The following is a 26,745-nucleotide window of genomic DNA, read 5'->3' on the forward strand; positions in this document are numbered from 1 at the left end:
GTTTTAACAGCCAGCGCCCGAAAAGGTGATTTGCCTTAAGGGCCATTATTCGTCAAGCACAACCGTCACTTTCTATGCCGCAAGAAATCGGTCCTTTTAGCGTCTCTTCCCCCGTTTGGTTGCTTCCTCGTTTCGTTAAAGTAACGGTGTGAAGAAGTATATGGGATCAAATCGTGGCAAAAACTCTTTTACGCAGCGGTAACCTGGATGACTTTCAGGCCGTTGGCGGCGGCGGACAAGCCGTTTTTGAATCAGCGTTACAAATCCGGGAAGCGCTCCGGTTGCGCAAACAACAGGCCATCGTCGACTGTCTGGCTATTCCTCAGGTCAACGACAGCGGTGACCGCGTGGACTGGTATTCCCCCGTTGAAGGGAGCGTAACCAGCTGGAAAGCGGCCGATGAAGATGACCGTTATCGCGCCCTACGCTATCTGGAAAACACGCTAGCCAGCGTTGAGTCGTTAAGCAAGAAATGCCTCCAGTCCCCCAAAACCGCGCAGCAGCTTTTTGGGTCTCTGCTGTCAAAGGCGTTTCAGTTCCCGGGTGAAAACTTCCTCTTCCTGGTGGACGGAAAGCCGGTCATCAGCTTCTGGGGGTTTGTAAACCTGAACGAGAATGCGCGCGACGATGTTCTCGACTGCCTGCGTGAATCGCTGGTCCCTGAGCCCGCCCCCGTTGTGATTGAAGATCCTGAACCCGAGCCTGAGCCAGAACCGGTGGTGGCCTTTGAACACGCCGACGAACCGCTGATCGCCCCTTCCACGGTGGTGCGTATCACGCCGGAAGATCTGTATGAGCCTGAGCCGGCCCCGGCCGTTGCGCAACCCGTTCAGGAACCGGCTGTGCCGATCGTCGCGAAAAAGCGCCGCGTTCCCCTGTGGACGCTGCCGGTTGCCGTCGCGATCGTTGCCGCCATTGCCGCACCGCTGCTGTGGCCAAAACAGTCGCCTTCCGCTGAGCCCGCCCCGGTGCCCGCACCTCAGCCCGTAGAGATAGCACCAAAGCCGATCAAAGCGGTTGAGCCGCTGGCCATGAAACTACCGCTGCATCAGGCAGAGGTCGTGGCAAGCAAAGAAAAAGAGCCTGCTCTGGCGCCTGCGCCACAGCCTGCCCCGGTGGTGATTGTCGCCATCCCGAAAGATGCCATGGTGATGGAAGCGAATCAGGTGAAAGCGGGATCGACGCGTTTCCTGAACGGCACCTGGCGTGCGGTTCTGGACGTGAAAGATCCGGTCACCGGCAAGCCGCCGTCAATGCGCTATCAGATCCAGAACAATAAAGGCTTCGCCCGGGTTGTCCATGGCGACAACGTTGTCTGCCGCGCGGAGGTCTTCTCCGGCCTGCACAGCAACGGCGAGCTGATGATTAAAAGTCGCGGTACTGCCCGCTGCACCGACGGCTCCCGCTACCCGATGCCGGAGGTTGCCTGTAAAGCAGGCGCCAGCGATATCGCAGAATGTCGCGCCCGTTATGATGCCAATACCGTCGTTCCCCTGACGTTCAAGAAAGCAGGTGCCTGATCCTATGCTGGTTAATCTTTGCGACTATAAACAAAGCGTCACGCTTATTGCCAACAGCGGCGTGCAGTTCCTTGATTTCGGTCTGACGCCGCAGGACACCGCCAGCAACGGGCGCTTCGTACGTAAAACCGCGAACGGCCCGCTTCTGCGGCTCGATTTCGACCTGGTTAACGGGCGCTATACCGTGCCGGGAACGAACGGCGGGCAGCCTGAAGTGGTTAAGCCGGAAACCACCATCCCGCTGCATCAGTCCCTGGCGGTGCTGGACGGCGTCTGGCTTCCGGTTCCGTTCCTGCGCTTCAACCCGCCGCGAACCTTCGTTGAGGGGCCGGATAACTGGGCCCGCGTTCAGGTGCGCAGGCTGGATACACCCGATACGGCAGGCAATACGCACCGCGTCACGCTCGCCCTTGACAGCCAGATTGCAGAACACGCCACGTCCGCCCTGTCCCCGGTTGAAAACGATATTCTGAACGGGACCCGATTCGCGCTGGCCTGGCGAGACAATGAGGTTGAAAGTTTCCTTGATCAGACCTGGATTGACGGCTGGCTGCGCGAGGCATTTACCCAGTATGCCGACGGCGTTGAAAACCGCTCAGAACGCGATCTCCAGCAGGCGATGCGCGGGTTTGAATATCAGGCCCACTGGCTTAACCTGCTGACCATGCTCGGTGAACAGCTCACCGTGCCGGAAGTGAAATTTGTTACCCATACGCTCAGCACGCCTGCCATTCCGGTCGACCTGATCCTCGACGTGGGCAATACCCACACCTGCGGCGTCATTATTGAAGACCACGGCGATGCGAACGATGGACTGCGCCAGACCGCCGAGCTGCAGGTACGCTCATTAAGAGAGCCGCAGTTCCTGAATGCGCCGCTGTTCACCAGCCGTCTTGAGTTTTCGGAAGCGCGTTTTGGCAAGCAGCACTTCTCGGTTGAGAGCGGTCGCGAAGATGCCTTTGTCTGGCCGTCGATTGTTCGCGTGGGCGATGAAGCCCGCAAGCTGGCGATGCAGCGTCTGGGGACCGAAGGCAACAGCGGCATCTCCAGCCCGCGTCGCTACCTGTGGGATGAAACGCCGGTCGTGCAGGACTGGCGCTTTAGCCAGATGAACAGCAAAACCCAGCGTGAGCCGCTTGCCACCGCGTTTCCGCTGATGAACCTGATGAACGATGACGGCGAACCGCTCTTCACGCTGCCGCAGGACGAGCGGCTGCCGGTCTTCTCGCCGCAGTACAGCCGCAGTACGCTGATGACGCACATGCTGTGCGAGCTGCTGGCGCAGGCGCTGGGGCAGATCAACAGCGTCGCCACGCGCCTGCGTCTGGGCTTCCCGGCATCGCCGCGCCAGCTGCGCACCCTGATCCTGACCCTGCCCTCGGCCATGCCAAAGCAGGAGCGCGAGATTTTCCGTCGCCGCATGTTTGAAGCCATCGCCATCGTCTGGAAAGCGATGGGCTGGCACCCGCAGGATGAGGATTTTGTCACCCGCAAACAGCAGGATAAAAGCGTGGTGCCGGTTCCTGAAATCCAGATGGAGTGGGATGAAGCCAGCTGCGGTCAGCTGGTCTGGCTGTATAACGAAGCAATCTCCCGCTTTGGCGGTCAGACCGAAGCCTTCTTCGCCTCCCTGGCCCGCCCGGACCGTGAGCCTGAGCCGGGTAGCCAGCCGGGCCGCGCGCTGCGCGTCGCGTCCATCGACATCGGCGGCGGCACAACGGATATGGCGATCACCCATTATCAGCTGGATGACGGTTCCGGCAATAACGTCAAAATCACCCCGCAGCTGCTGTTCCGTGAAGGCTTTAAGGTCGCGGGCGACGATACGCTTCTGGACGTGATTCAGCGCTACGTGTTGCCTGCCCTGCAAACGCAGCTGCAAAAATCCGGTATCGCGGACGCCTCGCTGCTGATGGCGTCACTCTTCGGTGACTCCGGGCGCATAGACACCCAGGCCGTACTCCGCCAGCAGACGGCGCTTCAGCTGTTTATGCCGATTGGCCACGCTATTCTTGCCGCGTGGGAATCGAGCGACGTTGACGATCCGCTGGCCGGTCTGCATGCCACCTTTGGCGATCTCCTGCCGCAGAAACCGACCCGCAACGTCATGAATTACCTGCAGCAGGCGATCGATCATGCCCTGCCTGCGGGTTCAGACGCGTTTGACCTGTTCGCCGTGCCGCTGCACGTGAACTTCCGCGAAATGCAGGATGCGATGCTGGCCGGTCAGTTTACGCTGGCCTCGCCGCTCCACGCGGTGTGCGAGGCGATATCCCATTACAGCTGCGATATTCTGCTGATCACCGGACGCCCCGGCTGCCTGCCTGGCGTTCAGGCGCTGATTCGTCATCTGCAGCCGGTGCCGGTCAACCGTATCGTCTGGCTGGATAAATACCAGGTGCACGAGTGGTATCCGTTCAGCCAGCAGGGGCGCATTGGCAACCCGAAATCAACGGCCGCGGTGGGAGCCATGCTCTGCAGCCTGGCGCTCGACCTGCGTCTGCCGCGCTTCAACTTTAAAGCCGCGGACATTGGCGCGTATTCAACCGTGCGGTATCTCGGCGTGCTGGATAACACCGTTAATACCCTGCGCGAGGAAAACGTCTGGTATCAGGATATCGATCTTGATAAGCCGGGCGCGAAGCTCGACGCGCGTCTGCACTTCCCGCTGCGCGGTAACGTTACCCTCGGCTTCCGCCAGCTGGCGAACGCGCGCTGGCCCGCCACGCCGCTCTACACGCTCAGCATCAACTCGGCTGAACTGGCGAAAGCCATTGCCGGTGACGGCGTGCTGAACGTGCGGCTGAAGCTCTGCGGCGGCAGCAAGCAGGAAGGCCCTGAGGCCTTCGAGCTGAGCGATGCCTGGCTGCAGGACGGCACGCCGGTTGCCCCTGACGCATTAACCTTCAAACTGAATACCTTGGCCGATCGCCGACACAGCGGTAGCCACTACTGGATCGACAGCGGGAGCGTATACCTGAAATGACAGCGACGACGACCACCACTCAGGCCTTAATCGGGTGGATTAATGAGACGCGCCTGAACGCCCCTGTGCTGGATAACGATGCTGACGCCCTGCTTGCTCGCATCAACGCGGCGCAGGCGCGGGAGCAGGCCATTGAACGCGCCATGACCCGCCAGAGCAGCATTGGGCTTTACGGTCATTCACAGAGCGCGAAAGCCCATCTGCTGTTATCCCTGTGCGGCAGCGGTAATGGACGCCTGAACGTGACGCCGGGCCAGCGCACCTTTGACTATTTTTCGCATATCAATCCGGGACATGCCCTGACCAACATGGCCGTCCGCTTCACGCCGGAAAGCCCGGAGGTGGCGGATGAGGCGTTCCCGCTGCGTCTGAGCCTGGTCACCGAGGCCGAGCTGGTACAGCTGTTTATTGCCCGCACGACGCTGCATCCGCAGATGCGCGCGGTGGATAAGGCGGTCATTGAGACACGTCTGGAGAAATGGCGCGGGCTGCGCCAGCCGCAGGGCGTGCCCGGCATCACGGCTCAGGAAGTGGGTGCGATAGCCCGCTTCTGGCAAAGCACCGTACCCGCCGCTAAGCAGCAAATTGATGATGCCCTGTGGCATGAGTTCGCCCGGCTGGTGCCTTCTCTCGATCTCAGCACGCGGGCCAGCGTCTGGTCGCTGCTGTGGGGCGAGCAGCAGGAGTTGACCCAGCAGTGGTTAAAACTGGCCCATGTGCTGCACCAGACCAGCCATGCCGGCGAGCTTGCTGCCCCGCTTAGCCTGCTGGTGGACAGCTTTGGCCTGCCGGGTGAAGGGTTCCTGACGCACGACGGCACGTTAGATCTTCAGGACGCGCAGGAGACGCTGCTTCATCCGCTAAATAGCGGTGAAATGCTTAACGCCATCAGCATCCCCGTCGACGTGCTGGCCTTCCTGACCCGCGAACTGGTGCTGCCGGTTGAGAACGGCGCGCTGGATAACGTCGATATTATTGATATCCCTGTTTTTGAAGATAACCGTGCCGACCCGCTACGCCAGGCGAAGTCCCAGTGGCTGCTCGAGCATTACCGTCAACAGCTTCAGCCGGATGTGCTGGTGATTTGCAATGCGACGGCGCAGCACGAGCAGACGGCCAAAAAAGCAAAAGTGCTGATGAACTGGGTCAAGGAGACGCAGCCTGCTGAAGAATCTGCCCTGCCGGGGCTGGTATGGGCGATTACGCCACACGACGCCCGCTTTACCACCCGACAGAATCTCGATGAAGCCGTACAGCATCTGCTCGGAAAGCCGGGTTTACGCTGGGGCACGCTGCAGGCACTGGACAGCCACAGCATGCAGCGCGTCATCGAATGGCTGTCTCAGGCCACGCTGCCCGCCCAGCGACAGAAGCGTCTCGGCACGCTGAAAGGCTTGCTGCGACAGGAGCTCTCATCGCTGATGCAAAGCTATCTGGCGCCGCTGGTTGAAGAGCCGGGGACAAGACGCGCTCAGGCCGAAAGCATGGTGCGCACGCTGCAAAGCAGCGCCGCCCGCCACGGCGAACTGCTTGAAGGCCTGCTGCCGCCGCTGAAAGCCTTTGAAACGCTGCTCGCCGTTCAGCAGCCGCGCGAGGAGCAGGTGAACGGGCTGTTTACGGACACTATTGACCTGTTTGCCGAGAATGCGCAGGAAAGCACCGGCCTGTTCCAGACAAAAGACAAAGCGCGTCTGGCGCACAGAGTCTGGATAAATCATCTGCGTCAGTGGAGCCGCAATGAGGCCACGGCCGCGCGCCTCGGGCTGGAGCCTTCGGTATTACAGCAAATCGCGGATGTGCTGGTGGTCACCAGCTACCGGCTTAATCTGCCACAACAGCTTCAGCGCATTGTCGAAGCGGATAAAAGCAGCGCGGCACAGCTACATGCCGTGATGGGCAATTTCATTGGCTGGCTGGGTTATGACCAGACGCCCGTGGCAACACGTCCGGCAAGCCGCATCCGCAAGGGGCAGGCAATCTTCGTTACGCCGGTGGTCAGCAGCGCGGAGCCTCGATTGACGCGCCTGGGGGAACAGCCTGTGCATGCGGCCACCGCGTACGTTTACGACTGGCTGGTCGCACTCTATAGCCGCGCGATAGAGAACATTGATTACCAGCATCCGCATGATGTTCAGCCTGACGCACGTCAGGCACTACGGGCTTTGATAAAGTAGCCGCCTTTGTTGCCGGGTGGCGCTGCGCTTACCCGGCCTACATTTCGCAACGATGATAAATTGCACAATAATCACATCGTCATACACCCGGCTAACGTCTGTGCCAGCGCAGACGGATTCTCCCACGACATCGAATGCCCCGCCGCAGGGATAATTTTTACCTCAACGCCCTTTTGCTTCAGATTGTCCACATCGTCATCCGGCAGAGACAGCTCGCCGAAAATCAACGTTACCGGGCAAGGAAGTGACAGGAACTGCGCTTCCCATTCGGGCTCAACGCCCGCCACCAGGCTCGATGCGCCCCGCCAGACGGCATACGGCGCATTGCTCTGCAGACACCCTGCCCACGCCGTTTTTTCTGCGCTGAGCATGGCGTCATAGCCCTGCGTCAGAAACTGCTGCTCGGTTTGCGCTGCAATAGACCGGCTGAACATCCCCCCACCCGCATGAAAATTGGGCTCTGACACCATCAGCCCCTTCACGCGCGTTGCAAGCAGCCCCGCCGTTTCGATAGCAATGCTGCCGCCCATGCTGTGGCCGTATAACCAGAAGGCATCCAGCTTAAGGTGGTCAATCAGCTCCGCCACAACGTGCGCCTGGTCGGTGGTTTTATAGCTGTAGCGTTCAGGCTTGTCGCTGTAGCCGCTGCCGGGCAAGTCGATAAGGATCGCTCTGCGCGCGCCAAACAGCGGGTCATGAACGACGCGGGGATATTCATAGGAAGAGGCGCAGCCCAGCCCGTGAATGAACACCACGGGATCGCCGGTGCCGGGCAGGTCATGCCAGCGCACGGTACAGCCGGCCTGCTGCGAGTAAAAACTGTTCATAAGCACTCCTTTTACGATGCACTGTGTATTTATACAGTTACCGTATCTGGAATGCCATATTCATCTTTTAAAAATGGAAGCGTGCTTCAGAAAAGCGAGACCAGCAGCGCAACGGGAAAGCTCATTGGCCAGGTTGACCCCACCAGAAAAGCGCTGAGCAGGCGGATACGTTTGCGGTCTTTAGAGAGGAACCAGGTAATTAATGCGCAGATGGAAGCCATGATTGCGTAAAAAACCAACATCTTTTGATACAACGTCATTCTGTATACCAGAGCCGAAAAAATAACCGCACGCAATATGCGTCATATGTTGATACAGATCAAGTTTTTTCGTTACAGAATAACCACTTAAAGATTACGGATAATAACAACTGAGTATCTTGCGTAACACTCATGGCGGGCGCGGGGAACGCCTGGCCGCGCATGCGGCCAGGCATGGCGGGCTTAGTGTTTGATCATCACATGCCGCACGACCGTATAATCCTCAAGCCCGTAGACCGACATATCTTTGCCGTAGCCGGATAATTTCATGCCGCCGTGCGGCATTTCGCTCACCAGCATAAAATGGGTATTCACCCAGGTGCAGCCGTACTGCAGGCGCGCGCTCAGGCGATGGGCGCGGCCCACGTCTTTGGTCCAGACCGATGACGCCAGGCCATACTGCGAATCATTCGCCCAGGCCAGCACCTGCGCCTCGTCGTCAAATTCGGTGACGCTCACCACCGGGCCAAACACCTCCCGCTGAACGATGGCGTCGTCCTGTTTTGCCCCCGCCAGCAGGGTTGGCTGGAAGTAGTAGCCTGCCCCCTCTTTTTTGCTCCCGCCGGTGACAACGCGGATATGACCGAGCGCTTTCGCCTCATCGACGGCCTGACAGACGCGTGAAAGATGGGCGGCCGAGCTGAGCGGGCCCAGTTCGGTCGAGGCATCCTCCGGCGCACCAATATTAAGGCTGGCGACCGCTGCGCCCAGCTTTTCCACCAGCGCGGCATAAATGCCCTTCTGGGCATAAATCCGGCAGGCCGCCGTACAGTCCTGTCCGGCATTGTAGAAACCAAACGTCCGCACCCCTTCGACAACCGCATCCAGGTCGGCATCATCAAAGACGATAACCGGCGCTTTACCGCCCAGCTCCATGTGGGTGCGTTTAATGGATGACGCGGTATGGCCGATGATATGTTCCCCGGTAGCAATCGAACCGGTCAGCGAAACCATACGGACCTTTTCATGCCCGGTCAGCGGATCGCCGACCGTTTTACCCCGGCCAAACAGGACGTTCAGAACGCCTGCCGGGAAGATATCTTTTGCCAGCTCTCCCAGCTTCAGCGCGGTCAGGGGCGTGATCTCTGAGGGCTTAATCACCACGCAGTTTCCTGCCGCCAGCGCGGGGGCTAGCTTCCAGGCCGCCATCATCAGCGGATAGTTCCAGGGGGCAATAGAGGCAACCACGCCCACCGGATCGCGGCGGATCATCGACGTGTGGCCGTCAAGGTACTCCCCGGCGGCCAGCCCGTTCAAACAGCGGGCGGCCCCGGCAAAGAAACGGAAAACGTCGACCACCGCCGGAATTTCATCTCCCAGAGCACAGTGCAGCGGCTTGCCGCAGTTGAGGGATTCGAGCCGGGCAAAGTCCTCCCCATGCGCTTCAATCGCATCCGCCAGCTTCAGCAGGCACTCGGCGCGCGTCTTCGGCGTGGTTTGCCCCCACTCCGCAAAAGCACGGTCGGCTGCCTGAACCGCCGCGTCGACCTGAGCCGCTGACGCCTCGGCAATCTCCAGCAGGAGTTCTCCAGTGGCCGGGTTATAGACCGGCTGTTTTTCTCCCTCTCCGGTTACCAGTTTTCCCTCTATCAGCAGTTGTGTTTGCATAGCATTTTCCTGTTGAATTCACTGTTATTTCCCGCTGCCGGCGATATTCTCGCCGTCGCGGGTTAGCCACCAGGCTCCCAGAATGGGGATAGTTGTCACCAGCATCACCAGCAGTGCTACAACGTTGGTGACCGGCACGTCGCGCGGACGACCGAGCTGATTGAGCAACCACAGCGGTAACGTGCGCTCGTGTCCCGCCGTAAACGTTGTGACGATTATCTCGTCAAACGACAGGGCAAACGCCAGCATTCCCCCGGCCAGCAGCGCGGAACCCAGATTGGGCAGCACCACATAGCGGAAGGTTTGCCATCCGTCGGCCCCGAGATCCATCGACGCTTCCACCAGGCTCCAGGAGGTGCGTCTGAACCGGGCAATCACGTTGTTAAACACCACCACCACGCAAAAGGTGGCGTGTCCCACCACGATGGTGAAAAAACCCGGCTCAAGGTCAATCGTTTTGAATGCCGTCAGCAGCGCCAGACCGGTGATGATCCCCGGTAACGCAATCGGCAACAGCAGCAACAGCGAGATCGCATTCTTGCCAAAAAACTCGCTTCGCCACAGCGCCGCTGCAGCAAGCGTGCCAAGCACAAGGGCAATCGCGGTGGAGAGCGCGGCAATCTGAAGTGACAACGTCACGGATTCAATAATATCGCCGCGCCCCGCCGCCACGCTGAACCACTTCAGCGTCAGCCCCTGCGGCGGAAAGCTGAAGGCCGCGTCTTCGGTATTAAAGGCATAGGTCGCGATAATCAGCAGCGGGAAGTGCAGGAAGATGACGCCTCCCCACGCTGCCACTTTCAGGAACAGCGGTGCGCGTTCAGAGTGCATCGAATGCTCCCAGACGTTTCACGAACGCCAGATAGAGTGAAATCAGCACGATGGGCACCAGCGTGAACGCGGCGGCCATGGGCATATTGCCAATGGCACCCTGCTGTGAGTAGACCATGTTACCGATGAAGTAGCCCGGCGGCCCCACCAGCTGCGGAACGATGAAATCCCCCAGCGTCAGGGAAAAGGTGAATATTGAGCCCGCGGCAATACCCGGGATCGCCAGCGGCAGAACGACGTAGCGAAAGGTCTGGCGAGGGCGCGCGCCGAGGTCGGCTGAGGCCTGCAGTAGCGAGGCAGGCAGGCGTTCCAGCGCCGCCTGGACGGGCAGGATCATAAACGGCAGCCAGATGTAGACGAAGACCAGAAACCGTCCCAGCCCGGAGGTGGACAAGGTGTTGCCGCCAATCGCCGGGAGCGTAAGGAGTGAGGTCAGGATCGGCTCCAGCCCCATGTGGTTGAGAAACCACTGCGCCACCCCGTCCTTCGCCAGCAGCAGCGTCCAGGCGTAGGCTTTGACGATGTAGCTCGCCCACATTGGCAGCATCACAGCAATATAGAAAAATGCTTTCCACTTGCCTCGGGTGTATCGCGCCATGTACCAGGCCATCGGGAATGCCAGGATGGCGCTGGCTATCGTCACCGCAATCGCCATGGTTAACGTGCGCAGGATGATGTCGTAGTTTGCCGGGTTGAAAAGCGCCCGAATGTTCGCCAGGGTCAGATCCGGCGTGACGGCCATGGTGAAATCGTCAAAGGTGTAAAACCCTTGCCACAGCAGGGTCAGAAGCGATCCTAAATAGACGATGCCAAACCACATGAGCGGCGCGAGCAGAAGCAGGAACAGGCCGAGCGACGGTTTACGCCAGAACAGCGCCGTCATGCGGCTTAAGCGCCCATGCGAGGCGGGAGGATGCGCAACGCTCATAGACATTTCACCTCTCCTCGTGCAGGCGAATCATCGCCTCGCGTGACCACGACGCCATCACCGCCTGCCCCGGCGCAATGCCGCTCAGCGACGAGGTTTCACTGAGATTGGCCTGGCTCACCAGCAGCTTGGCGCCATCTGCGAGCTTCAGCTCCAGACGCGTGGCCGCTCCCTGATACTGAACGGCCTGCACGATGCCCTGAACCTGAACGTCTCCGCCCTCATTAAGGCGAATATGTTCCGGGCGCAGGGAATAGCTGCCTTCCATACCGCAAATTTTCTGCGCAAGGCCCGCATCAAAGACGTTGGACGTGCCGACAAAACCGGCGACAAACGGCGTGCGCGGACGCATGTAGAGATCGCGCGGGGTATCCACCTGCTCGATGCGCCCGTTATTGAACACCGCCACCCGGTCTGACATGGAAAGGGCCTCGCCCTGATCGTGGGTGACAAAAATAAAGGTGATGCCGAGTTCCTGCTGAAGCTTCTTCAGCTCGAACTGCATCTGTTCACGCAGTTTGAGATCGAGCGCACCTAAGGGCTCATCCAGCAGCAGGACGCGCGGCTCATTGACCAGCGCCCGGGCGATGGCGACACGCTGTCGCTGGCCGCCGGAAAGTTGCGAGGGTTTGCGGGCAACGGCAAAGCTCAGGCCCACTTTTTCCAGGGCATCACGGGCCTGCGCATGACGTTTTTTCTTGTCGATGCCTTTGACCATCAGCCCGTAGGCAACATTGTCGAGGATCGACATATGCGGGAACAGCGCGTAGTCCTGAAAGACGGTGTTCACATCCCGCTCCCAGGGAGGCAGTTCGCTCGCCTCTTTACCGAAGATAGAAATCGTGCCGCCTGACAGCTGCTCAAAACCCGCTATCAGACGCAGGCAGGTGGTTTTGCCGGAGCCCGAAGGCCCCAGCATGGAGAAAAATTCTCCGTCACGAATAGCAATGGTGACCCCATCCACCGCCCGTACGTCGCCGTACAGACGGGAAACGTTGTTAAACTCTACCGCGTACGTCATGTTCTGCTCCCGGGCAATTAACGACCGCCCATGATGGCGATGTAATCCTGCGTCCAGCGGCTGTAAGGGACAAATTTGCCGCCTTCGGCGATGGGGGTTTTCCAGAACATGATTTTGTCGAACTCGTTATAACCGTTTGTTTCGCAGCCTTTATCACCCAGCAGCGTGCTGGCCTTACACCCTTCTGCAACCACGGGCAGGGAGCCAAACCAGGCCGCCAGATCGCCCTGCACTTTAGGCGTCAGCGACCAGTTCATCCACTTATAGGCGCACATCGGGTGTTTTGCCTGCGCATGCAGCATGGTGGTATCCGCCCAGCCGGTCACCCCCTCTTTCGGGAAGACGGTGGCAACGGGCTGGTTCTCGGCCTTCAGCGCATTCGCCTGATACGGCCAGGCGCTGGAGGCCACGACGCCTTCATTTTTGAAATCGCTCATCTGAACGGTGGTGTCATGCCAGTAGCGGTGGATCAGCGCATGCTGGTCGCGCAGCACTTTCAGCACGGCGGCATACTGTGCTTCGGTGAGCTGGTAAGGATCTTTGATACCCAGCTGCGGCTGGGTAGCTTTGACGAAGAGCGCGGCATCGGCGATATAAATCGGGCCGTCATAGGCCTGAACGCGTCCCTGATTGGTTTTACCGTCCGGCAGATCCTGTTTGGTAAAGACCACGCTCCAGCTGTCCGGCGGCGTCGGGAAGGTTTTGGTGTTGTACATCAGCAGGTTTGGCCCCCACTGATACGGCGTGCCGTAGACTTTCCCGCCGACGTTAAACCATTCCCCTTTTACAATCCGCGCGTCGAGCGTTTTCCAGTTGGGGATGAGGTCCGGGTTAATGGGCTGAACGCGTTTACCCATGATCAGGCGCAGGGAGGCGTCACCCGAGGCGGTGACCAGGTCATATCCCCCTTTCGCCATCAGGCTGACCATTTCATCCGACGTGGCCGCCGTCTTGACGTTGACCGCACACCCGGTCTCTTTTTCAAACTGGGTGACCCAGTCATAATTTTTATCCGTCTGTCCGCGTTCGATGTATCCCGGCCAGGCGATAATATCCAGCCGACCTTCCCCGTCGCCGATGGCCTTTGGTGGTTCTGCGGCTTGCGCTGTCATGATAGTCATGCCGAGCGCGCACAGGCTGCTGCGGGCAAAATGTTTGCTCATAAGAGTTACTCCTGTCGCAATGAAATTTAGCGGCAGCCGTGCCGTAAAAATATCTCCCTTATTAAACGTAGACCGCGCAAATGCGCCGCACCGTACGGCTTCAGGAAATTTCATCAAGGTGTGACCGAGGGCGCATTCCCCGTTAACTGGATTATAGACAAGGAGTTAGCCGCGAGAGACGGTATGCAGATTTCCTATGACAGGGCACCGCGAAATATTCGCAGTGCCGTCATCAGGATAAGAATTGATTATTTAAATAACGGAGAAAAGCTTATTCCAGCATCGTGCTAATTAATTTTCCTAACTGAATGACCGCCTGCTCTTCTCGCTCTCCCCAAGCCCAGGAGGTATTAAACCGGAAGAACGGTGTCCACGCGTCGGAGGTGGAAAACATCTTTCCGGGCGCAATGCTGATGTGGTGCGTTAAGGCTTTTTCGCTGAGCAGACCCGCATCCAGCTGCGCCGGAAGCTCCAGCCATAAAAAGTAGCCGCTGTCGTTATGGTGGATTTTGACGCCTGCAGGCATATGGCGCAAAAGGGACTGCCAGGCCTGCTGTTTTCGCTCGGCGAGGGTACGCCGCAGGCGGCGCAGATGGGCGTCGTAGCGTTTCGTCGCCAGGTAATCCACCAGCGCCAGCTGCACGGGTGAGCTGGTGGAGAGCGTGCTCATCAGCTGCAGCTGCTGAATGCGTCTCGCGTGTTTTCCTGCCGCAACCCAGCCGATGCGAAAACCGGCCACCAGGCATTTTGAAAAAGACGAGCAGTGCAGCGTCATGTCCTGGCGATCCCATGCTTTCGCCGGGAGCGGCTTTTCGCGGCCAAAATAGAGTTCGCTGTAGACATCGTCTTCAATCAGGGGGACGTTGTGCTGCGTTAACAGCGCGACAAGCTGCGCTTTTTTCTCCGCGCTCAGCGTGAAGCCAAGCGGGTTCTGACTGTTGGTCATGATCCAGCAGGCTTTAACCGGGTACTCCTTCAGCGCCTGTTCAAGGGCATTCAGATCAATCCCCTCGCGGACATCCGTCGCAATCGACAACGCTTTGAGCTTCAGGCGTTCCAGCGCCTGCAGCGCGCCGTAGAAACACGGGTTTTCGACTATCACCCAGTCGCCCGGCTCGGTTACCGCCTGCAGGCTGAGATTGAGCGCTTCAAGCGCGCCTGCGGTGATCACAATCTCTTCCGGGGAGATGTTCATCCCCTGCTGCGCGTAGCGACGGGCAATGGCGTGGCGGAGATCGACGTTACCCGGCGGCAGGTTCTCAATCACGCTCATCGCCGTCGCGGTTTTGCTGACGTTCGCCAGCGAGCGGTTGAGCTGCTGCAGCGGGAAAAGTCGGGGATCGGGAAACGCGGAGGCAAAAGGAACAACGGACGGGTCGCGGCTGGCCTGTAAGACGTCGAAGATGTAGGTGTTAATATCCACTACTTCATCACGTATCACCTGGGCAGGTGGAGCAGGTTGATGTGCGGTCGGGCGCGAGGCAACGTAATAGCCCGACTGCGGTCTGGCGACAATGCGCCCCTGACTTTCCAGCATCTGATACGCGTGGCCAACGGTCATAAAACTCATGCCGCTGCTCGCCACCTGCTCTCGCAGCGAAGGCAGCTTATCGCCCGGCAGCCATACGCCAAGCTCAATCTGCGAGATAATTTGTTGCGCCAGACGCTGGTATTTTTTCATCAAATTCTCCTTGTGACCGACAGTGTATATCAGCAGGAGAAAAAGAGAAGATTTAGCTAACTGTTATGGTTCGGGAAACGAATTACTTACGGTACTCGGTAACGTGGCTTTGCGCCTGACGCGCGGCGGCCAGGTGATCGAGCGTGATCATCGACGATTTGCAAAAGATGCATTTCGCGCCGAGTGGGTTTTTCTCAGACATATCAAAGACTGAGGTACGGTACTGCGAGCCATGACAGCATGGGCAGCGGAAATGAATATAAGAAGTCATAGGATTCTCCTGTGAACGTAAAAACGTAAATTACTAATGGGCCGATTGGGCAATAATGGTTTTAAACAAAACGAATCGGAAAGTAGATAAAGACCCAAGAGAGGCTGCGGAGAGGCACAACGTGATGAGAACTGCTTTATAAAACTACGTCAGATATTTATTTGGACTCAAAACCAGAGGGCCATTAACGCACGGCGCAGACGACAAGGCAAGCAGTTTTATGCGTAAAATTCATAAAAAGACGGTTTTTATTCCTCATGCGAGGTATATCAGATGACTAAAGCATGAGTTTTAAGTCAACTGTTATGGTTAAAAATCACTTTTCTGCGTCTGATAGTCCGAACGTTGCCCCTATACCATAACAGCACACCGTTTGACATTGAGGCTGTGCATGTTTGGTTTAGATGCTTTTCACCTTGCACGGATACAGTTTGCCTTTACCGTATCCTTTCACATTATTTTCCCGGCGATCACCATCGGCCTGGCAAGCTATCTTGCCGTACTCGAAGGGCTGTGGCTGAAAACCAAAAATCCGGTCTGGCGCTCGCTGTACCATTTCTGGTCGAAGATTTTTGCCGTCAACTTTGGCATGGGCGTGGTCTCCGGGCTGGTGATGGCCTACCAGTTCGGCACCAACTGGAGCGGATTTTCACAGTTTGCGGGCAGCATTACCGGCCCGCTGCTGACCTATGAAGTGCTGACCGCCTTCTTCCTCGAAGCCGGGTTCCTCGGCGTGATGCTGTTCGGCTGGAACAAAGTCGGGCCGGGTCTGCACTTCTTCTCCACCTGCATGGTGGCGTTGGGCACTATTATTTCTACCTTCTGGATCCTCTCGTCGAACAGCTGGATGCAGACCCCGCAGGGCTATGAGATCGTCAACGGTCAGGTCGTGCCGGTGGACTGGTTCGCCGTGGTGTTTAACCCCTCCTTCCCTTACCGCCTGCTGCATATGTCGATAGCCGCATTCCTGAGCAGCGCCCTGTTTGTGGCCGCATCCGCGGCATGGCATCTGCTGCGCGGCAATAATACCCCTGCCATACGGGCAATGTTTTCGATGGCGCTGTGGATGACGCTGATTGTCGCCCCCATCCAGGCCATGGTTGGCGATATGCACGGTCTGAACACCTTAAAGCACCAGCCCGCCAAGATTGCCGCCATTGAAGGCCACTGGGAAAATCCGCCGGGTGAGCCTACCCCGCTGCTGCTGTTTGGCTGGCCGGATATGGAGCAGGAGCGCACCCGCTTTGGGCTGGAGATCCCAGCGCTGGGGAGTCTTATCCTGACGCACAGCCTGGATAAACAGGTTCCGGCTCTCAAAGAGTTCCCGAAGGAAGACCGACCGAATTCCACCATCGTGTTCTGGTCATTCCGCATCATGGCGGGCCTGGGCATGCTGATGCTGCTGCTCGGGGTGATGGCTCTCTGGCTGCGCTACAAAAAACGCGTGTATTCGTCTCGCCCCTTCCTGTGGTTTGCGCTGCTGATGGGGCCAACCGGGCTGATTGCCATCCTGGCCGGGTGGATCACCACCGAAGTGGGCCGCCAGCCGTGGGTGGTCTACGGACTCCAGCGAACGAAGGATGCGGTTTCTGCCCACGGTGACCTGCATATGAGCGTAAGCCTGCTGGCCTTCTTCGTCGTCTATACCTCGGTATTCGGCGTGGGTTACAGCTATATGGTGCGCCTCATCCGAAAAGGCCCGCAGCCGCATGAAACTTTCGCCACCGAGTCCGACGGACGTCCGGCGCGCCCGCTTTCTGCCGTCACAACTGAACATAAGGAGCAGCCATAATGGGTATCGACCTTTCCATTATCTGGTTTGTGATCATCGTCTTCGCCACGCTGATGTATATCGTGATGGACGGTTTTGATCTGGGGATTGGCATTCTGTTCCCGGCCACGCAGAACGCCGACGATCGCGACGTGATGGTCAACAGCGTCGCGCCGGTCTGGGACGGAAATGAAACCTGGCTGGTGCTTGGCGGTGCCGCCCTGTTCGGCGCATTCCCGCTGGCCTATGCGGTGATCGTTGATGCCCTGACCATTCCGCTAACATTAATGCTGATCGGACTTATTTTCCGCGGAGTGGCATTTGAGTTTCGCTTTAAAGCCACGCCGGCCCACCGCCCCTTCTGGGATAAGGCGTTTATTGGCGGTTCAATTCTGGCAACGTTCACCCAGGGCGTGACGGTAGGCGCCGTCATTAACGGCTTTACCGTCACCGGCCGGGCCTATACCGGCGGCCCCTTTGACTGGTTTACCGCGTTTAACCTGTTTTGCGGCGCGGGGCTGGTGGTGGCTTATGCGCTGTTAGGCTCTACCTGGCTGGTGATGAAAAGCGAAAACGCGCTGCAGGAGCGGATGCGTGAGGTGTCGAAAACGCTGTTAATCGTGCTGCTGGCGTTTATTGCGGCGATCAGCCTCTGGACGCCGCTGGCGCAACCGGCCATCGCTGCGCGCTGGTTTACGCTGCCGAATCTGTTTTATCTGCTGCCGGTCCCTGCCCTGGTGGTGATTTTTAGCCTGTACCAGTGGCGCTGCCTGAATAATCCCGCCAGCCATAGCCGTCCGTTTATTCTGACGCTGGGACTGATATTCCTCGGCTTTAGCGGGCTTGGGATCAGCATCTGGCCGCATATTATTCCACCGTCGATCACCCTGTGGCAGGCCGCCGCCCCGACGCAAAGCCAGGGCTTTATGCTGGTGGGCGCGCTGTTGATCATTCCCGTTATTCTGGTCTACACCTTCTGGAGCTACTACGTGTTTCGCGGCAAAGTTCAGCATGGGGAGGGTTATCACTGATGCAACAACCGGTCTGGAAAAGATTGCTGTGGCTGGCCATTATCTGGGGCGGCAGCGTACTGGCGCTGGCTGCTGTCAGTATGCTCTTCCGCATGCTGATGACGGCGGCAGGATTTAAATCGCATTAACGTCATTCCGGGCAACCGCTGCGTTGCCCGGCTCCTCCCAGCACTTTCAGATAAACCCCATTAACGCACGGCAGAGTATCGTTACACTGGAAAAAGATTCACAGTATTTATAGTTTGAGAAGAAAAATGAAAAAGCTCATTGCGTTAAGCGTTATTAGTCTTGTCCTTTCCGGCTGCGTTAATCCGGGCAAAGCCTCCGTACAGCCGGAGCAACTTAAAAACCATCGCTTTGTGCTGGAAAACGTCAACGGTAAGGCCGTGAAGACCGCGACAACGCAACCTGAGATCGGTTTTAGCGCGCTGCCAGATATCAGCCTGGTGAATAACATCAGCGTTTCTGGTCAGATGTGTAACCGCTTCAACGGACAGGGGAAATTGTCCGAAGGCGAGCTGAAGGTTAAAACGCTGGCCATGACCCGTAAGCTCTGTACTGAGCCGCAGCTGAATGAGCTGGATCAGACCATCGGCGACATGCTGCGCAAAGGGGCGCAGGTCGACCTGACTGAGGACCAGTTAACGCTGGCGACAGCCGATAAAACGCTGATGTTTAAGCGTGTAGAATAATCAGTAGTTACCGCAGCTTCCAACGGCAAGCGACTGTTCACTACAGCGTTTGCCGTTTGGCAAGGCGCACATCCCAATAGCAGAACCATCAAGCTGGCGGGCGACAGACAGCGAACCGCCAATCATCGCGCAGTTGGCCTGACCTGAACTGGACATTGCCGCTTTCATTCCCGGCGCCACGTGGGCTGCCGTTGCCTGCTGGACTGGCTCACTGCTACATGCCGACAACAATAACGCGGCACACCCTACCCAAAATGCTGAACGCATGCTCTCTCCCCCATGAATAATGCGAAACCTATGCATAATAGGCATCACATCCCGTGTCGTCGAGAGCGGAAGTGCGTATTTATGCGCTTTAGAAACAATTTCTCGCAATTTTTTCGCCAAAAGTTTGATCTACTCATTGATGGCAGGAATACCAAGGACACAAAAGCGAAAATCGTAAAATCCCCCGTTTGCTAGAATACACAGATAATATTCAGGGTTTGTTGCCGTAATACAGACCCCTATTTTTTGCGCAATGTAAGGGTGTTGTCCTATGCAAACTATTGACGGTAATGGTGCAGTTGCCTCAGTCGCGTTTCGCACCAGTGAAGTTATCGCCATCTACCCGATTACGCCAAGTTCTACCATGGCCGAGCAGGCGGACGCATGGGCGGGTAACGGGTTAAAAAACGTCTGGGGCGATGTCCCGAGAGTGGTTGAGATGCAGTCTGAAGCCGGTGCGATTGCCACGGTACACGGTGCGCTTCAGACCGGCGCGCTTTCCACGTCGTTTACCTCCTCACAGGGATTGCTGTTAATGATCCCTACGCTTTACAAACTCGCCGGTCAGCTGACGCCCTTCGTTCTGCACGTTGCCGCGCGCACCGTTGCTACCCACGCGCTCTCTATCTTTGGTGACCACTCCGACGTGATGGCCGTGCGCCAGACCGGCTGTGCGATGCTATGTGCCAGCAGCGTTCAGGAAGCGCAGGACTTTGCCTTAATTTCGCATATCGCCACGCTTAAAAGCCGCGTGCCGTTTATTCACTTCTTTGATGGTTTCCGCACCTCTCACGAAATCAACAAAATCGTCCCGCTGGCCGACGATACTATCCTGAATCTGCTGCCGCAGGCGGAAATCGACGCGCATCGCGCCCGGGCTCTGAATCCTGAACACCCGGTTATTCGCGGGACATCGGCGAACCCGGATACCTATTTCCAGTCCCGCGAGGCCACTAATCCCTGGTACAACGCGGTTTACGACCATGTTGAACAGGCAATGGATGACTTTGCCGCCGCAACCGGCCGGCAGTACAAACCGTTTGAGTACTACGGCCATCCGCAGGCGGAACGGGTAATTGTGCTGATGGGGTCAGCCATTGGGACCTGTGAAGAGGTAGTAGACGAGCTGCTGACGCGTGGTGAAAAAGTTGGCGTGCTTAAGGTGCGTCTCTATCGTCCGTTCTCGGCCAAACATCTGCTTTCGGCTCTGCCTGAAAGCGCCCGCGCTGTGGCGGTGCTCGACCGTACCAAAGAGCCGGGCGCGCAGGCGGAACCCCTCTATCTGGATGTGATGACCGCCCTGGCAGAAGCCTTTAATCAGGGCGAACGTGAAACGCTGCCGCGCGTAATCGGGGGTCGCTATGGTTTGTCCTCCAAGGAGTTTGGGCCGGACTGCGTGCTGGCGGTATTCAACGAGTTAAGCGAAGCGAAACCCAAACCGCGCTTTACCGTCGGCATTTATGATGATGTGACGAATCTGTCCCTGTCTCTGCCGGAAAACACCCTGCTCTCGACCGCCAAACTTGAGGCGCTGTTCTACGGTCTGGGCAGCGACGGCAGCGTCTCCGCGACCAAAAACAACATCAAAATTATCGGCAACTCAACGCCGTGGTACGCCCAGGGATACTTCGTTTACGACTCCAAAAAAGCAGGCGGCCTGACCGTTTCCCACCTGCGCGTGAGCGAACAGCCCATCCGCTCCGCGTATCTTATTTCTCAGGCCGATTTTGTTGGCTGCCACCAGCTGCAGTTTATCGATAAATACCAGATGGCCGAGCGCCTCAAGCCCGGCGGCATTTTCCTCCTCAATACGCCGTACAGCGCGGACGAAGTCTGGGCGCGGCTGCCGCAGGAAGTTCAGGCGGTGCTGAACCAGAAAAAAGCCCGTTTCTATGTGGTCAACGCCGCGAAAATTGCCCGCGAATGTGGCCTTGCTGCGCGTATTAATACCGTAATGCAAATGGCCTTCTTCCACCTGACCAATATTCTGCCGGGCGACAGCGCGCTGGTGGAACTGCAGGGTGCGATTGCCAAAAGCTACAGCAGTAAGGGCCAGGAGCTGGTCGAACGAAACTGGCAGGCGCTGGCGCTGGCACGCGAATCGCTGTTTGAGGTACCGCTGCAGCCGGTGAATGCCGCAAGTCCGAACCGCCCTCCGGTGGTGTCCGATGCGGCGCCCGATTTCGTTAAGACCGTGACGGCGGCGATGCTGGCCGGCCTGGGCGATGCCCTGCCCGTCTCCGCGCTACCGCCGGATGGCACCTGGCCGATGGGCACCACGCGCTGGGAAAAACGTAACATTGCCGAAGCGATCCCCATCTGGAAAGAAGAGCTGTGTACCCAGTGCAACCACTGCGTTGCGGCCTGCCCGCACTCTGCCATTCGTGCCAAAGTGGTTTCACCGGAAGAGATGGAAGCCGCGCCTGCCAGCCTGCATTCGCTGGATGTGAAATCTCGCGATATGCGCGGACAGAAATACGTTCTGCAGGTCGCGCCGGAAGATTGCACCGGCTGTAACCTGTGCGTCGAGGTCTGTCCGGCGAAAGACAGGCAGGATCCGGAGATCAAAGCCATCAATATGATGTCGCGTCTGGAGCACGTCGAAGAGGAGAAGGTCAACTATGACTTCTTCCTGAATCTGCCGGAAATCGATCGCAGCAAACTGGAACGTATTGATATTCGTACCTCACAGCTGATTACGCCGCTGTTTGAGTACTCTGGCGCCTGCTCCGGCTGCGGTGAGACGCCGTATATCAAGCTGCTTACCCAGCTGTACGGTGACCGGATGTTGATTGCCAACGCAACCGGCTGTTCATCCATCTACGGGGGCAATTTGCCTTCTACGCCGTACACCACCGACGCGAATGGGCGCGGTCCGGCGTGGGCAAACTCGCTATTCGAGGACAACGCCGAATTCGGCCTGGGCTTCCGCCTGACCGTCGACCAGCACCGCGCGCGCGTGATGCGCCTGCTGGAGCAGTTTGCCGGGCAGATCCCCGCTGAGCTCAATGACGCGCTTCATGCGGACGCGACGCCAGAAGAACGTCGTGAGCAGGTTGCTGAGCTGCGCCGCGCGCTACAGGGCGTTGCGGGGGCTGAACAGCTGCTGACCGACGCTGACGCTCTGGTCGAAAAATCAATCTGGCTGATTGGCGGTGACGGCTGGGCTTACGATATCGGCTTTGGCGGGCTGGATCACGTGTTGAGCCTGACCGAGAACGTCAACATCCTGGTTCTGGATACGCAGTGTTATTCCAATACCGGCGGCCAGGCGTCGAAAGCGACGCCGTTAGGCGCGGTAACGAAATTCGGCGAACATGGTAAACGCAAGGCGCGCAAAGATCTCGGCGTGAGCATGATGATGTACGGTCACGTTTACGTCGCGCAAATCTCCCTGGGTGCCCAGCTTAACCAGACGGTGAAAGCGATTCAGGAAGCGGAAGCGTATCCTGGCCCGTCGCTGATCATTGCCTACAGCCCTTGCGAAGAGCATGGCTACGATCTGGCCCTCAGCCATGACCAGATGCGCCAGCTGACCGCGACCGGCTTCTGGCCGCTGTACCGGTTCGACCCGCGTCGTGCAGACGAGGGTAAATTACCGCTGGCGCTGGATTCGCGTCCGCCGTCAGATGCCCTGGCCGAGACGTTAATGCAGGAACAGCGCTTCCGTCGCCTTAACGCCCAGCAGCCGGAAGTGGCCGAGCAGCTCTGGAAAGATGCCGCTGCCGACCTGCAAAAACGCTATGACTTCCTGGCGCAGATGGCGGGTAAAGCCGAAAAACCGACCAGCGACTAGTTCCCCTGCCCGGCTTGCCCGGGCATTTTTTTGCCATAAAAAAAGCCCGGCGTATTCACACCGGGCGAATCCAGATAATCATTGAATATCTATTTAGTTTCCTTAATAGCATTCACGTTAATTATGGATGAATCATCTTACAGGCATATAACGCCGGGCAGATTACCTTAATTAACGCCTGATTAATAATTTCAATTTAATATAGTTACTTTTAAATCATTCATCAAACCAATGATCATTTCCGCCGATTTATTCGGTTTAGATTTTACTTAGTTCGTAACAATTATATTTTATTACTCTTACACGGGAGTGATTTAGCATGAGACAACTTTCTCATTCTGAAAGTTCAACAGGTAATTAAATAAAAACAACTGCAAAGGAATATCACAATGCAAAGAAAAGTACTGGCTCTGATGATTCCGGCTCTGTTAATAGCTGGTTCTGCTCAAGCAGCAGAAATTTATAATAAAGACGGTAACAAATTAGATCTGTACGGAAAAGTAGATGGTCTGCATTATTTTTCCGATAACAAAGGTGCTGACGGCGATCAAACCTATATGCGTCTGGGTTTCAAAGGTGAAACCCAGATTAACAACACGATGACCGGCTATGCGCAGTGGGAATACAACATTCAGGCCAATAACACGGAAGGGTCTGATAATCAGTCCTGGACGCGTCTGGCCTTCGCCGGTGTAAAAGTGGGTGACTACGGCTCCTTCGATTACGGTCGTAACTACGGTGTCCTGTACGACGTGGAAGGCTGGACCGATATGCTGCCTGAGTTCGGTGGCGACTCCTACACCAAAGCCGACAACTTCATGACCGGCCGCGCAAACGGCGTGGCAACCTACCGGAACACCGACTTCTACGGTCTGGTGCAGGGCCTGAACTTTGCGCTGCAGTATCAGGGCAAAAATGAAGACGCCAGCAACAACCAGGAAGGTACCAACAACGGTCGCGACACGCGTCACGAGAACGGTGACGGCTTCGGTATCTCCACAACCTATGACTTCGGCATGGGGATTACTGCGGGTGCCGCGTATACCTCTTCTGACCGCACCAACGAGCAGGTCATGAATACCACTGCGGGTGGTGACAAAGCGGATGCATGGACGGCGGGCCTGAAGTATGACGCCAATAACATCTATCTGGCGGCGATGTATTCTGAAACCCGCAATATGACACCGTATGGTGATAACACCGACGCCGTGGCTAACAAAACCCAGAACTTCGAAGTGACCGCGCAGTACCAGTTCGACTTCGGCCTGCGTCCGTCCCTTTCCTACCTGCAGTCGAAAGGTAAGGATCTGGGCAACGGCCAGGGCGATCAGGATCTGGTTAAATACGCTGACGTAGGGGTCACCTATTACTTCAACAAAAACATGTCCACCTACGTTGATTACAAAATCAACCTGCTGGATGAAGATGACAGCTTCTACAAAGACAACGGCATCAGCACCGATGATGTTGTAGCGTTAGGCCTGGTTTACCAGTTCTGATTGTCAGAGCCCGCATAATCATGCGGGCTCGCTTGTTTTTTGAAGTTCGTCACATAAGACAGTTTAAGAAAGGGGTTGGTTGAGGGAAAGTTGAAAGTAAGCTGGTTAAACTGCGGTGATAGCCCTTTCTTCACTAAGGATAACAGCGTTGTTTGGTCGTGTATCCCTTGCCTTACTTACCCTTTTAGCATTGCTGTGGATGGCGTTAATTTTTGATTTTGGTGATATCGTCGGGCATCTCGGGGCGCTATTAAACCATCTGGATGGCAGTTAACTATTGTCCCTGGAAATAAAAAGCCACCAGCAGTGCCGGTGGCGGGTAAACGCGTATGTCGCGTTATTTTTTCACAGGTTGAGGCTTTTTATCACCTGATTCAGGGGCCTCACGCGGATCGTCTTTTTCAACACAGAGCATAGTTTCTCCTGTTTCAGTTACCCACTGCCTACTATAGCCGGAGGAGTAAAAGAGTGGCCAGGCGGCAATCATGCCTCCTTTTCCCCTTTCTCGCGAAAAGAGAGATAACCAAATACCCCACTTTCCCCATCCATGGGATGGTTAACGCCGTCCATCACCTTCACCTCTGGAAAATCAAAAGGTGAAACGTTTTCAAAACAGGCGACATTAACGCCATATTCGTTTGGGTTAGAACGCCGCTGATGGAACGTGTAAATCCCGCACACCGAGCAGAAGAAATGCCGTGCCGTTCCCGTGTTAAAGCGGTACTCGGTGAGCTTATCTTCACCTTTGGTCACCTTAATCCCTGACAAAGGCGCAGAGACGACCACCGCGCCCCGCATGCGACAAAAAGAACAGCTGCAGCGCCGCGCGGTGTTCAGTCCATCGGTAAGGTCAACGGTGAACGCCACCGCGCCGCAATGGCACTTCGCGTTTCGTCTTTCAGCCATGAGCTATACCCCTTTTCTCACCAGCTCGGCGGCCTTAACGAAAACCTCATCTTCTACGCCATCGCCTTTTTGCCTGCCGAGCCTGACCAGTTCATCAACAATGCTGTTGCGATGGATCGGTTTCTGCGCTGAAACTAGCCCAATAACGGCGGCCCCAATCGCCAGCCCACTAATCCGGTTTGTTCATCTTTGTTCATCATGCTTACGCTCCTGGTCCAACCAACAAGCTTAGCAGGAATACGGTAAAACGGAATGACGGACAAGTTCAGACAGGTATGACTTCTAAAATCGACAGATAGGAACCGGTATCTATTATTTTGTTCAGCTTCAAATTGGTCTGTTCAAACAAGACCTGATACTCAGGCTCTGTTCTTGCCCGCCCGCCATCAAAGCTTGTTAACAGAAGAAGGTCAATTTCAAATCGTCCCTGCTGATTATTTTCTTTTTTAATAAGCGGTTCAAAAATTAATAATCGGGAGTTATCTTTCATTGCATTTCTGCAGCACTGAAGTATCTGAATCGCCTTCTCATCAGGCCAGTCCATCAAAATATATTTAAGTAAAAAAATGTCCGCTGCAGGACAGGCTTCAAAAAAGCTGCCCTCTACGGTCTTCCATCGGCGATTATCATTCAATAGTGAAAGTCTGTTCCGCTCAAGCACGTCTTTTTGATCAAACAAGATCCCTGTCAAGGTCGGATTTCGACGTAAAATTGCCAGCAATAAATTACCCAGCCCACCGGCGATATCGGCAACGACAGCGTTTTCAGGGAATGAATAGCTACCAGTAATAGTTTCATTTTCTACGGATGACATAGAGGCCATACCAGCATGAAAAATGTTGCTTCCCGTCACCGTGTCATCATGCTGCCAGTAATCGTAAAAAGGCTTGCCAAACAATGAATTAAAAACAGGTTTGCCTTGCAATATTTCATCCATTCTAGCCGCTGGCTGCCAGAATGTTTGGTCTGTCAACATAAGAACTGCCGCCCGTAAGGAAAATTCATGATCGGAACGCAGGAATTGAGCTGAATGGCTAAGACCGTATTCCGTTTCGGATAATTCGTTGAACACCCCACGCGAAGACAATAAGCGCATGATTCGATGAAGATAGTCGCCATCGACATTAAGCTCCTTCGCCAGCTGCTTAACGGATTTCTTTCCTTCAACCAGAAGATCTGCAACGCCTAATACCGCGACAGCCCGAAGTGCTGCCTGCCAGACAAAACCCATGCTTTGCTCTAACAAACACATTCCTTCTTTACGGCTTAGCAAATCCAGACTATTACGTTGTGACATTTTCTGCTCCTTACCAGTAAAGATGCGCTGAACAACTTAAATTCGCTAGCAAGCGTAAGTCTGGTAGTGAGCTTTATCCATAATTTCAGAAAGGATTATTTATGCGGTTTCGTACCGTTTAGCATACAATCTCTTTAAATATGTAAAAAAACAGGGCCACTTACTCTTTATTTTGATTAGTAACATAGTGACACTATTATTGTGTAAATAATTGCT

At 56.4% G+C, this 26,745-nt stretch carries 22 protein-coding genes and 1 pseudogene; 9 read left to right on the forward strand and 14 right to left on the reverse strand.

Annotated features, from left to right (window positions below; all coding sequences use genetic code 11):
- The first annotated feature begins 173 nt into the window (after positions 1 to 173).
- Genes ACWKXN_RS09365 through ACWKXN_RS09375 form a run of 3 tightly spaced genes read left to right on the forward strand, consistent with a single transcriptional unit; the run spans position 174 to position 6,680 of the window.
- Positions 174 to 1,520 carry an SrfA family protein gene (locus ACWKXN_RS09365; protein ID WP_454543694.1) on the forward strand — a complete coding sequence of 449 codons (1,347 nt, stop codon included), beginning with the start codon at positions 174 to 176 and terminating at the stop codon, positions 1,518 to 1,520.
- 4 nt (positions 1,521 to 1,524) lie between these two features.
- Positions 1,525 to 4,506 (forward strand): virulence factor SrfB, encoded by a 2,982-nt coding sequence (locus ACWKXN_RS09370; protein ID WP_454543695.1) that lies wholly within the window; start codon positions 1,525 to 1,527, stop codon positions 4,504 to 4,506.
- Positions 4,503 to 6,680, forward strand: coding sequence for a virulence factor SrfC family protein (locus ACWKXN_RS09375; protein ID WP_454543696.1), 2,178 nt, complete (start codon positions 4,503 to 4,505; stop codon positions 6,678 to 6,680). Before ACWKXN_RS09370 ends, ACWKXN_RS09375 begins: the two co-directional genes overlap by 4 nt.
- 71 nt (positions 6,681 to 6,751) lie before the next feature.
- Here the strand turns inward: ACWKXN_RS09375 and ACWKXN_RS09380 are convergent, their stop codons facing one another.
- The 9 genes from ACWKXN_RS09380 to ymcF all read right to left on the reverse strand — a co-directional run bounded on the left by ACWKXN_RS09380 (position 6,752) and on the right by ymcF (position 15,270).
- Positions 6,752 to 7,507, reverse strand: a complete 756-nt coding sequence (locus ACWKXN_RS09380) for an alpha/beta fold hydrolase (RefSeq protein ID WP_048979176.1) — start codon at positions 7,505 to 7,507, stop codon at positions 6,752 to 6,754.
- A gap of 86 nt (positions 7,508 to 7,593) precedes the next feature.
- Positions 7,594 to 7,767, reverse strand: a complete 174-nt coding sequence (locus ACWKXN_RS09385; RefSeq protein WP_013096478.1) for a GhoT/OrtT family toxin — start codon at positions 7,765 to 7,767, stop codon at positions 7,594 to 7,596.
- 183 nt (positions 7,768 to 7,950) lie between these two features.
- Positions 7,951 to 9,375 carry an aminobutyraldehyde dehydrogenase gene (gene patD, locus ACWKXN_RS09390; RefSeq protein ID WP_454543697.1) on the reverse strand — a complete coding sequence of 475 codons (1,425 nt, stop codon included), beginning with the start codon at positions 9,373 to 9,375 and terminating at the stop codon, positions 7,951 to 7,953.
- Positions 9,376 to 9,399: 24 nt separating this feature from the next.
- Entirely contained in the window at positions 9,400 to 10,206 is an 807-nt protein-coding gene (locus tag ACWKXN_RS09395) for an ABC transporter permease (protein WP_029741505.1), read from the reverse strand.
- Positions 10,196 to 11,140 (reverse strand): ABC transporter permease, encoded by a 945-nt coding sequence (locus tag ACWKXN_RS09400; protein WP_058841008.1) that lies wholly within the window; start codon positions 11,138 to 11,140, stop codon positions 10,196 to 10,198. The genes ACWKXN_RS09395 and ACWKXN_RS09400 overlap by 11 nt, the downstream gene beginning before the upstream one ends.
- Before the next feature lies 1 nt (position 11,141).
- Positions 11,142 to 12,155, reverse strand: a complete 1,014-nt coding sequence (locus ACWKXN_RS09405; protein WP_064672621.1) for an ABC transporter ATP-binding protein — start codon at positions 12,153 to 12,155, stop codon at positions 11,142 to 11,144.
- A gap of 17 nt (positions 12,156 to 12,172) precedes the next feature.
- On the reverse strand, positions 12,173 to 13,318 hold the full coding sequence (gene ydcS / locus ACWKXN_RS09410) for a putative ABC transporter substrate-binding protein YdcS (RefSeq protein ID WP_109844060.1): 1,146 nt from the start codon (positions 13,316 to 13,318) through the stop codon (positions 12,173 to 12,175).
- Positions 13,319 to 13,589: 271 nt separating this feature from the next.
- Positions 13,590 to 14,999 (reverse strand): aminotransferase-like domain-containing protein, encoded by a 1,410-nt coding sequence (locus tag ACWKXN_RS09415; protein WP_196354307.1) that lies wholly within the window; start codon positions 14,997 to 14,999, stop codon positions 13,590 to 13,592.
- An 82-nt stretch (positions 15,000 to 15,081) separates the two neighbouring features.
- Positions 15,082 to 15,270 (reverse strand): cold shock small protein YmcF, encoded by a 189-nt coding sequence (gene ymcF, locus ACWKXN_RS09420; protein WP_023335881.1) that lies wholly within the window; start codon positions 15,268 to 15,270, stop codon positions 15,082 to 15,084.
- A gap of 391 nt (positions 15,271 to 15,661) precedes the next feature.
- On the opposite strand from ymcF, the gene ACWKXN_RS09425 reads away from it, so the two are divergent.
- The 4 genes from ACWKXN_RS09425 (at position 15,662) to hslJ (ending at position 18,764) form a co-directional block, all read left to right on the forward strand.
- On the forward strand, positions 15,662 to 17,062 hold the full coding sequence (locus ACWKXN_RS09425) for a cytochrome ubiquinol oxidase subunit I (RefSeq protein WP_087822669.1): 1,401 nt from the start codon (positions 15,662 to 15,664) through the stop codon (positions 17,060 to 17,062).
- The gene (gene cydB / locus ACWKXN_RS09430) at positions 17,062 to 18,072 is read left to right on the forward strand and encodes a cytochrome d ubiquinol oxidase subunit II (RefSeq protein ID WP_033145694.1); all 1,011 of its coding nucleotides are present in this window, start codon (positions 17,062 to 17,064) and stop codon (positions 18,070 to 18,072) included. Before ACWKXN_RS09425 ends, cydB begins: the two co-directional genes overlap by 1 nt.
- Positions 18,072 to 18,200 (forward strand): DUF2474 domain-containing protein, encoded by a 129-nt coding sequence (locus ACWKXN_RS09435; protein ID WP_008501283.1) that lies wholly within the window; start codon positions 18,072 to 18,074, stop codon positions 18,198 to 18,200. Before cydB ends, ACWKXN_RS09435 begins: the two co-directional genes overlap by 1 nt.
- A 126-nt stretch (positions 18,201 to 18,326) precedes the next feature.
- On the forward strand, positions 18,327 to 18,764 hold the full coding sequence (gene hslJ / locus ACWKXN_RS09440; protein ID WP_047060981.1) for a heat shock protein HslJ: 438 nt from the start codon (positions 18,327 to 18,329) through the stop codon (positions 18,762 to 18,764).
- Here hslJ and ACWKXN_RS09445 read toward each other — a convergent pair whose 3' ends face one another.
- The gene (locus ACWKXN_RS09445; protein WP_023312003.1) at positions 18,765 to 19,031 is read right to left on the reverse strand and encodes a putative hemolysin; all 267 of its coding nucleotides are present in this window, start codon (positions 19,029 to 19,031) and stop codon (positions 18,765 to 18,767) included.
- A gap of 271 nt (positions 19,032 to 19,302) precedes the next feature.
- Between ACWKXN_RS09445 and nifJ the strand changes: the two genes are divergently transcribed.
- Entirely contained in the window at positions 19,303 to 22,827 is a 3,525-nt protein-coding gene (gene nifJ / locus ACWKXN_RS09450) for a pyruvate:ferredoxin (flavodoxin) oxidoreductase (protein WP_248233134.1), read from the forward strand.
- 389 nt (positions 22,828 to 23,216) lie between these two features.
- Positions 23,217 to 24,326: a porin OmpC gene (ompC, locus tag ACWKXN_RS09455; protein WP_033145697.1), complete on the forward strand. Its 1,110-nt coding sequence runs from the start codon at positions 23,217 to 23,219 to the stop codon at positions 24,324 to 24,326.
- 337 nt (positions 24,327 to 24,663) lie between these two features.
- Here the strand turns inward: ompC and ACWKXN_RS09460 are convergent, their stop codons facing one another.
- The 4 genes and pseudogenes from ACWKXN_RS09460 to ACWKXN_RS09475 form a co-directional block, all read right to left on the reverse strand.
- A complete protein-coding gene (locus ACWKXN_RS09460; RefSeq protein WP_223239581.1) occupies positions 24,664 to 24,741 on the reverse strand; it encodes a hypothetical protein in 78 nt (25 codons plus the stop codon).
- Positions 24,742 to 24,809: 68 nt separating this feature from the next.
- Complete coding sequence (locus ACWKXN_RS09465) at positions 24,810 to 25,232, reverse strand: GFA family protein (protein ID WP_334753939.1); 423 nt, start codon at positions 25,230 to 25,232, stop codon at positions 24,810 to 24,812.
- Positions 25,233 to 25,235: 3 nt separating this feature from the next.
- Positions 25,236 to 25,432: pseudogene (locus ACWKXN_RS09470) on the reverse strand (hypothetical protein).
- A gap of 65 nt (positions 25,433 to 25,497) precedes the next feature.
- Positions 25,498 to 26,529: a methyltransferase gene (locus ACWKXN_RS09475; protein WP_045143078.1), complete on the reverse strand. Its 1,032-nt coding sequence runs from the start codon at positions 26,527 to 26,529 to the stop codon at positions 25,498 to 25,500.
- Positions 26,530 to 26,745: the final 216 nt, after the last annotated feature.

The sequence above is a fragment of the Enterobacter sp. UPMP2060 genome (assembly GCF_053709655.1).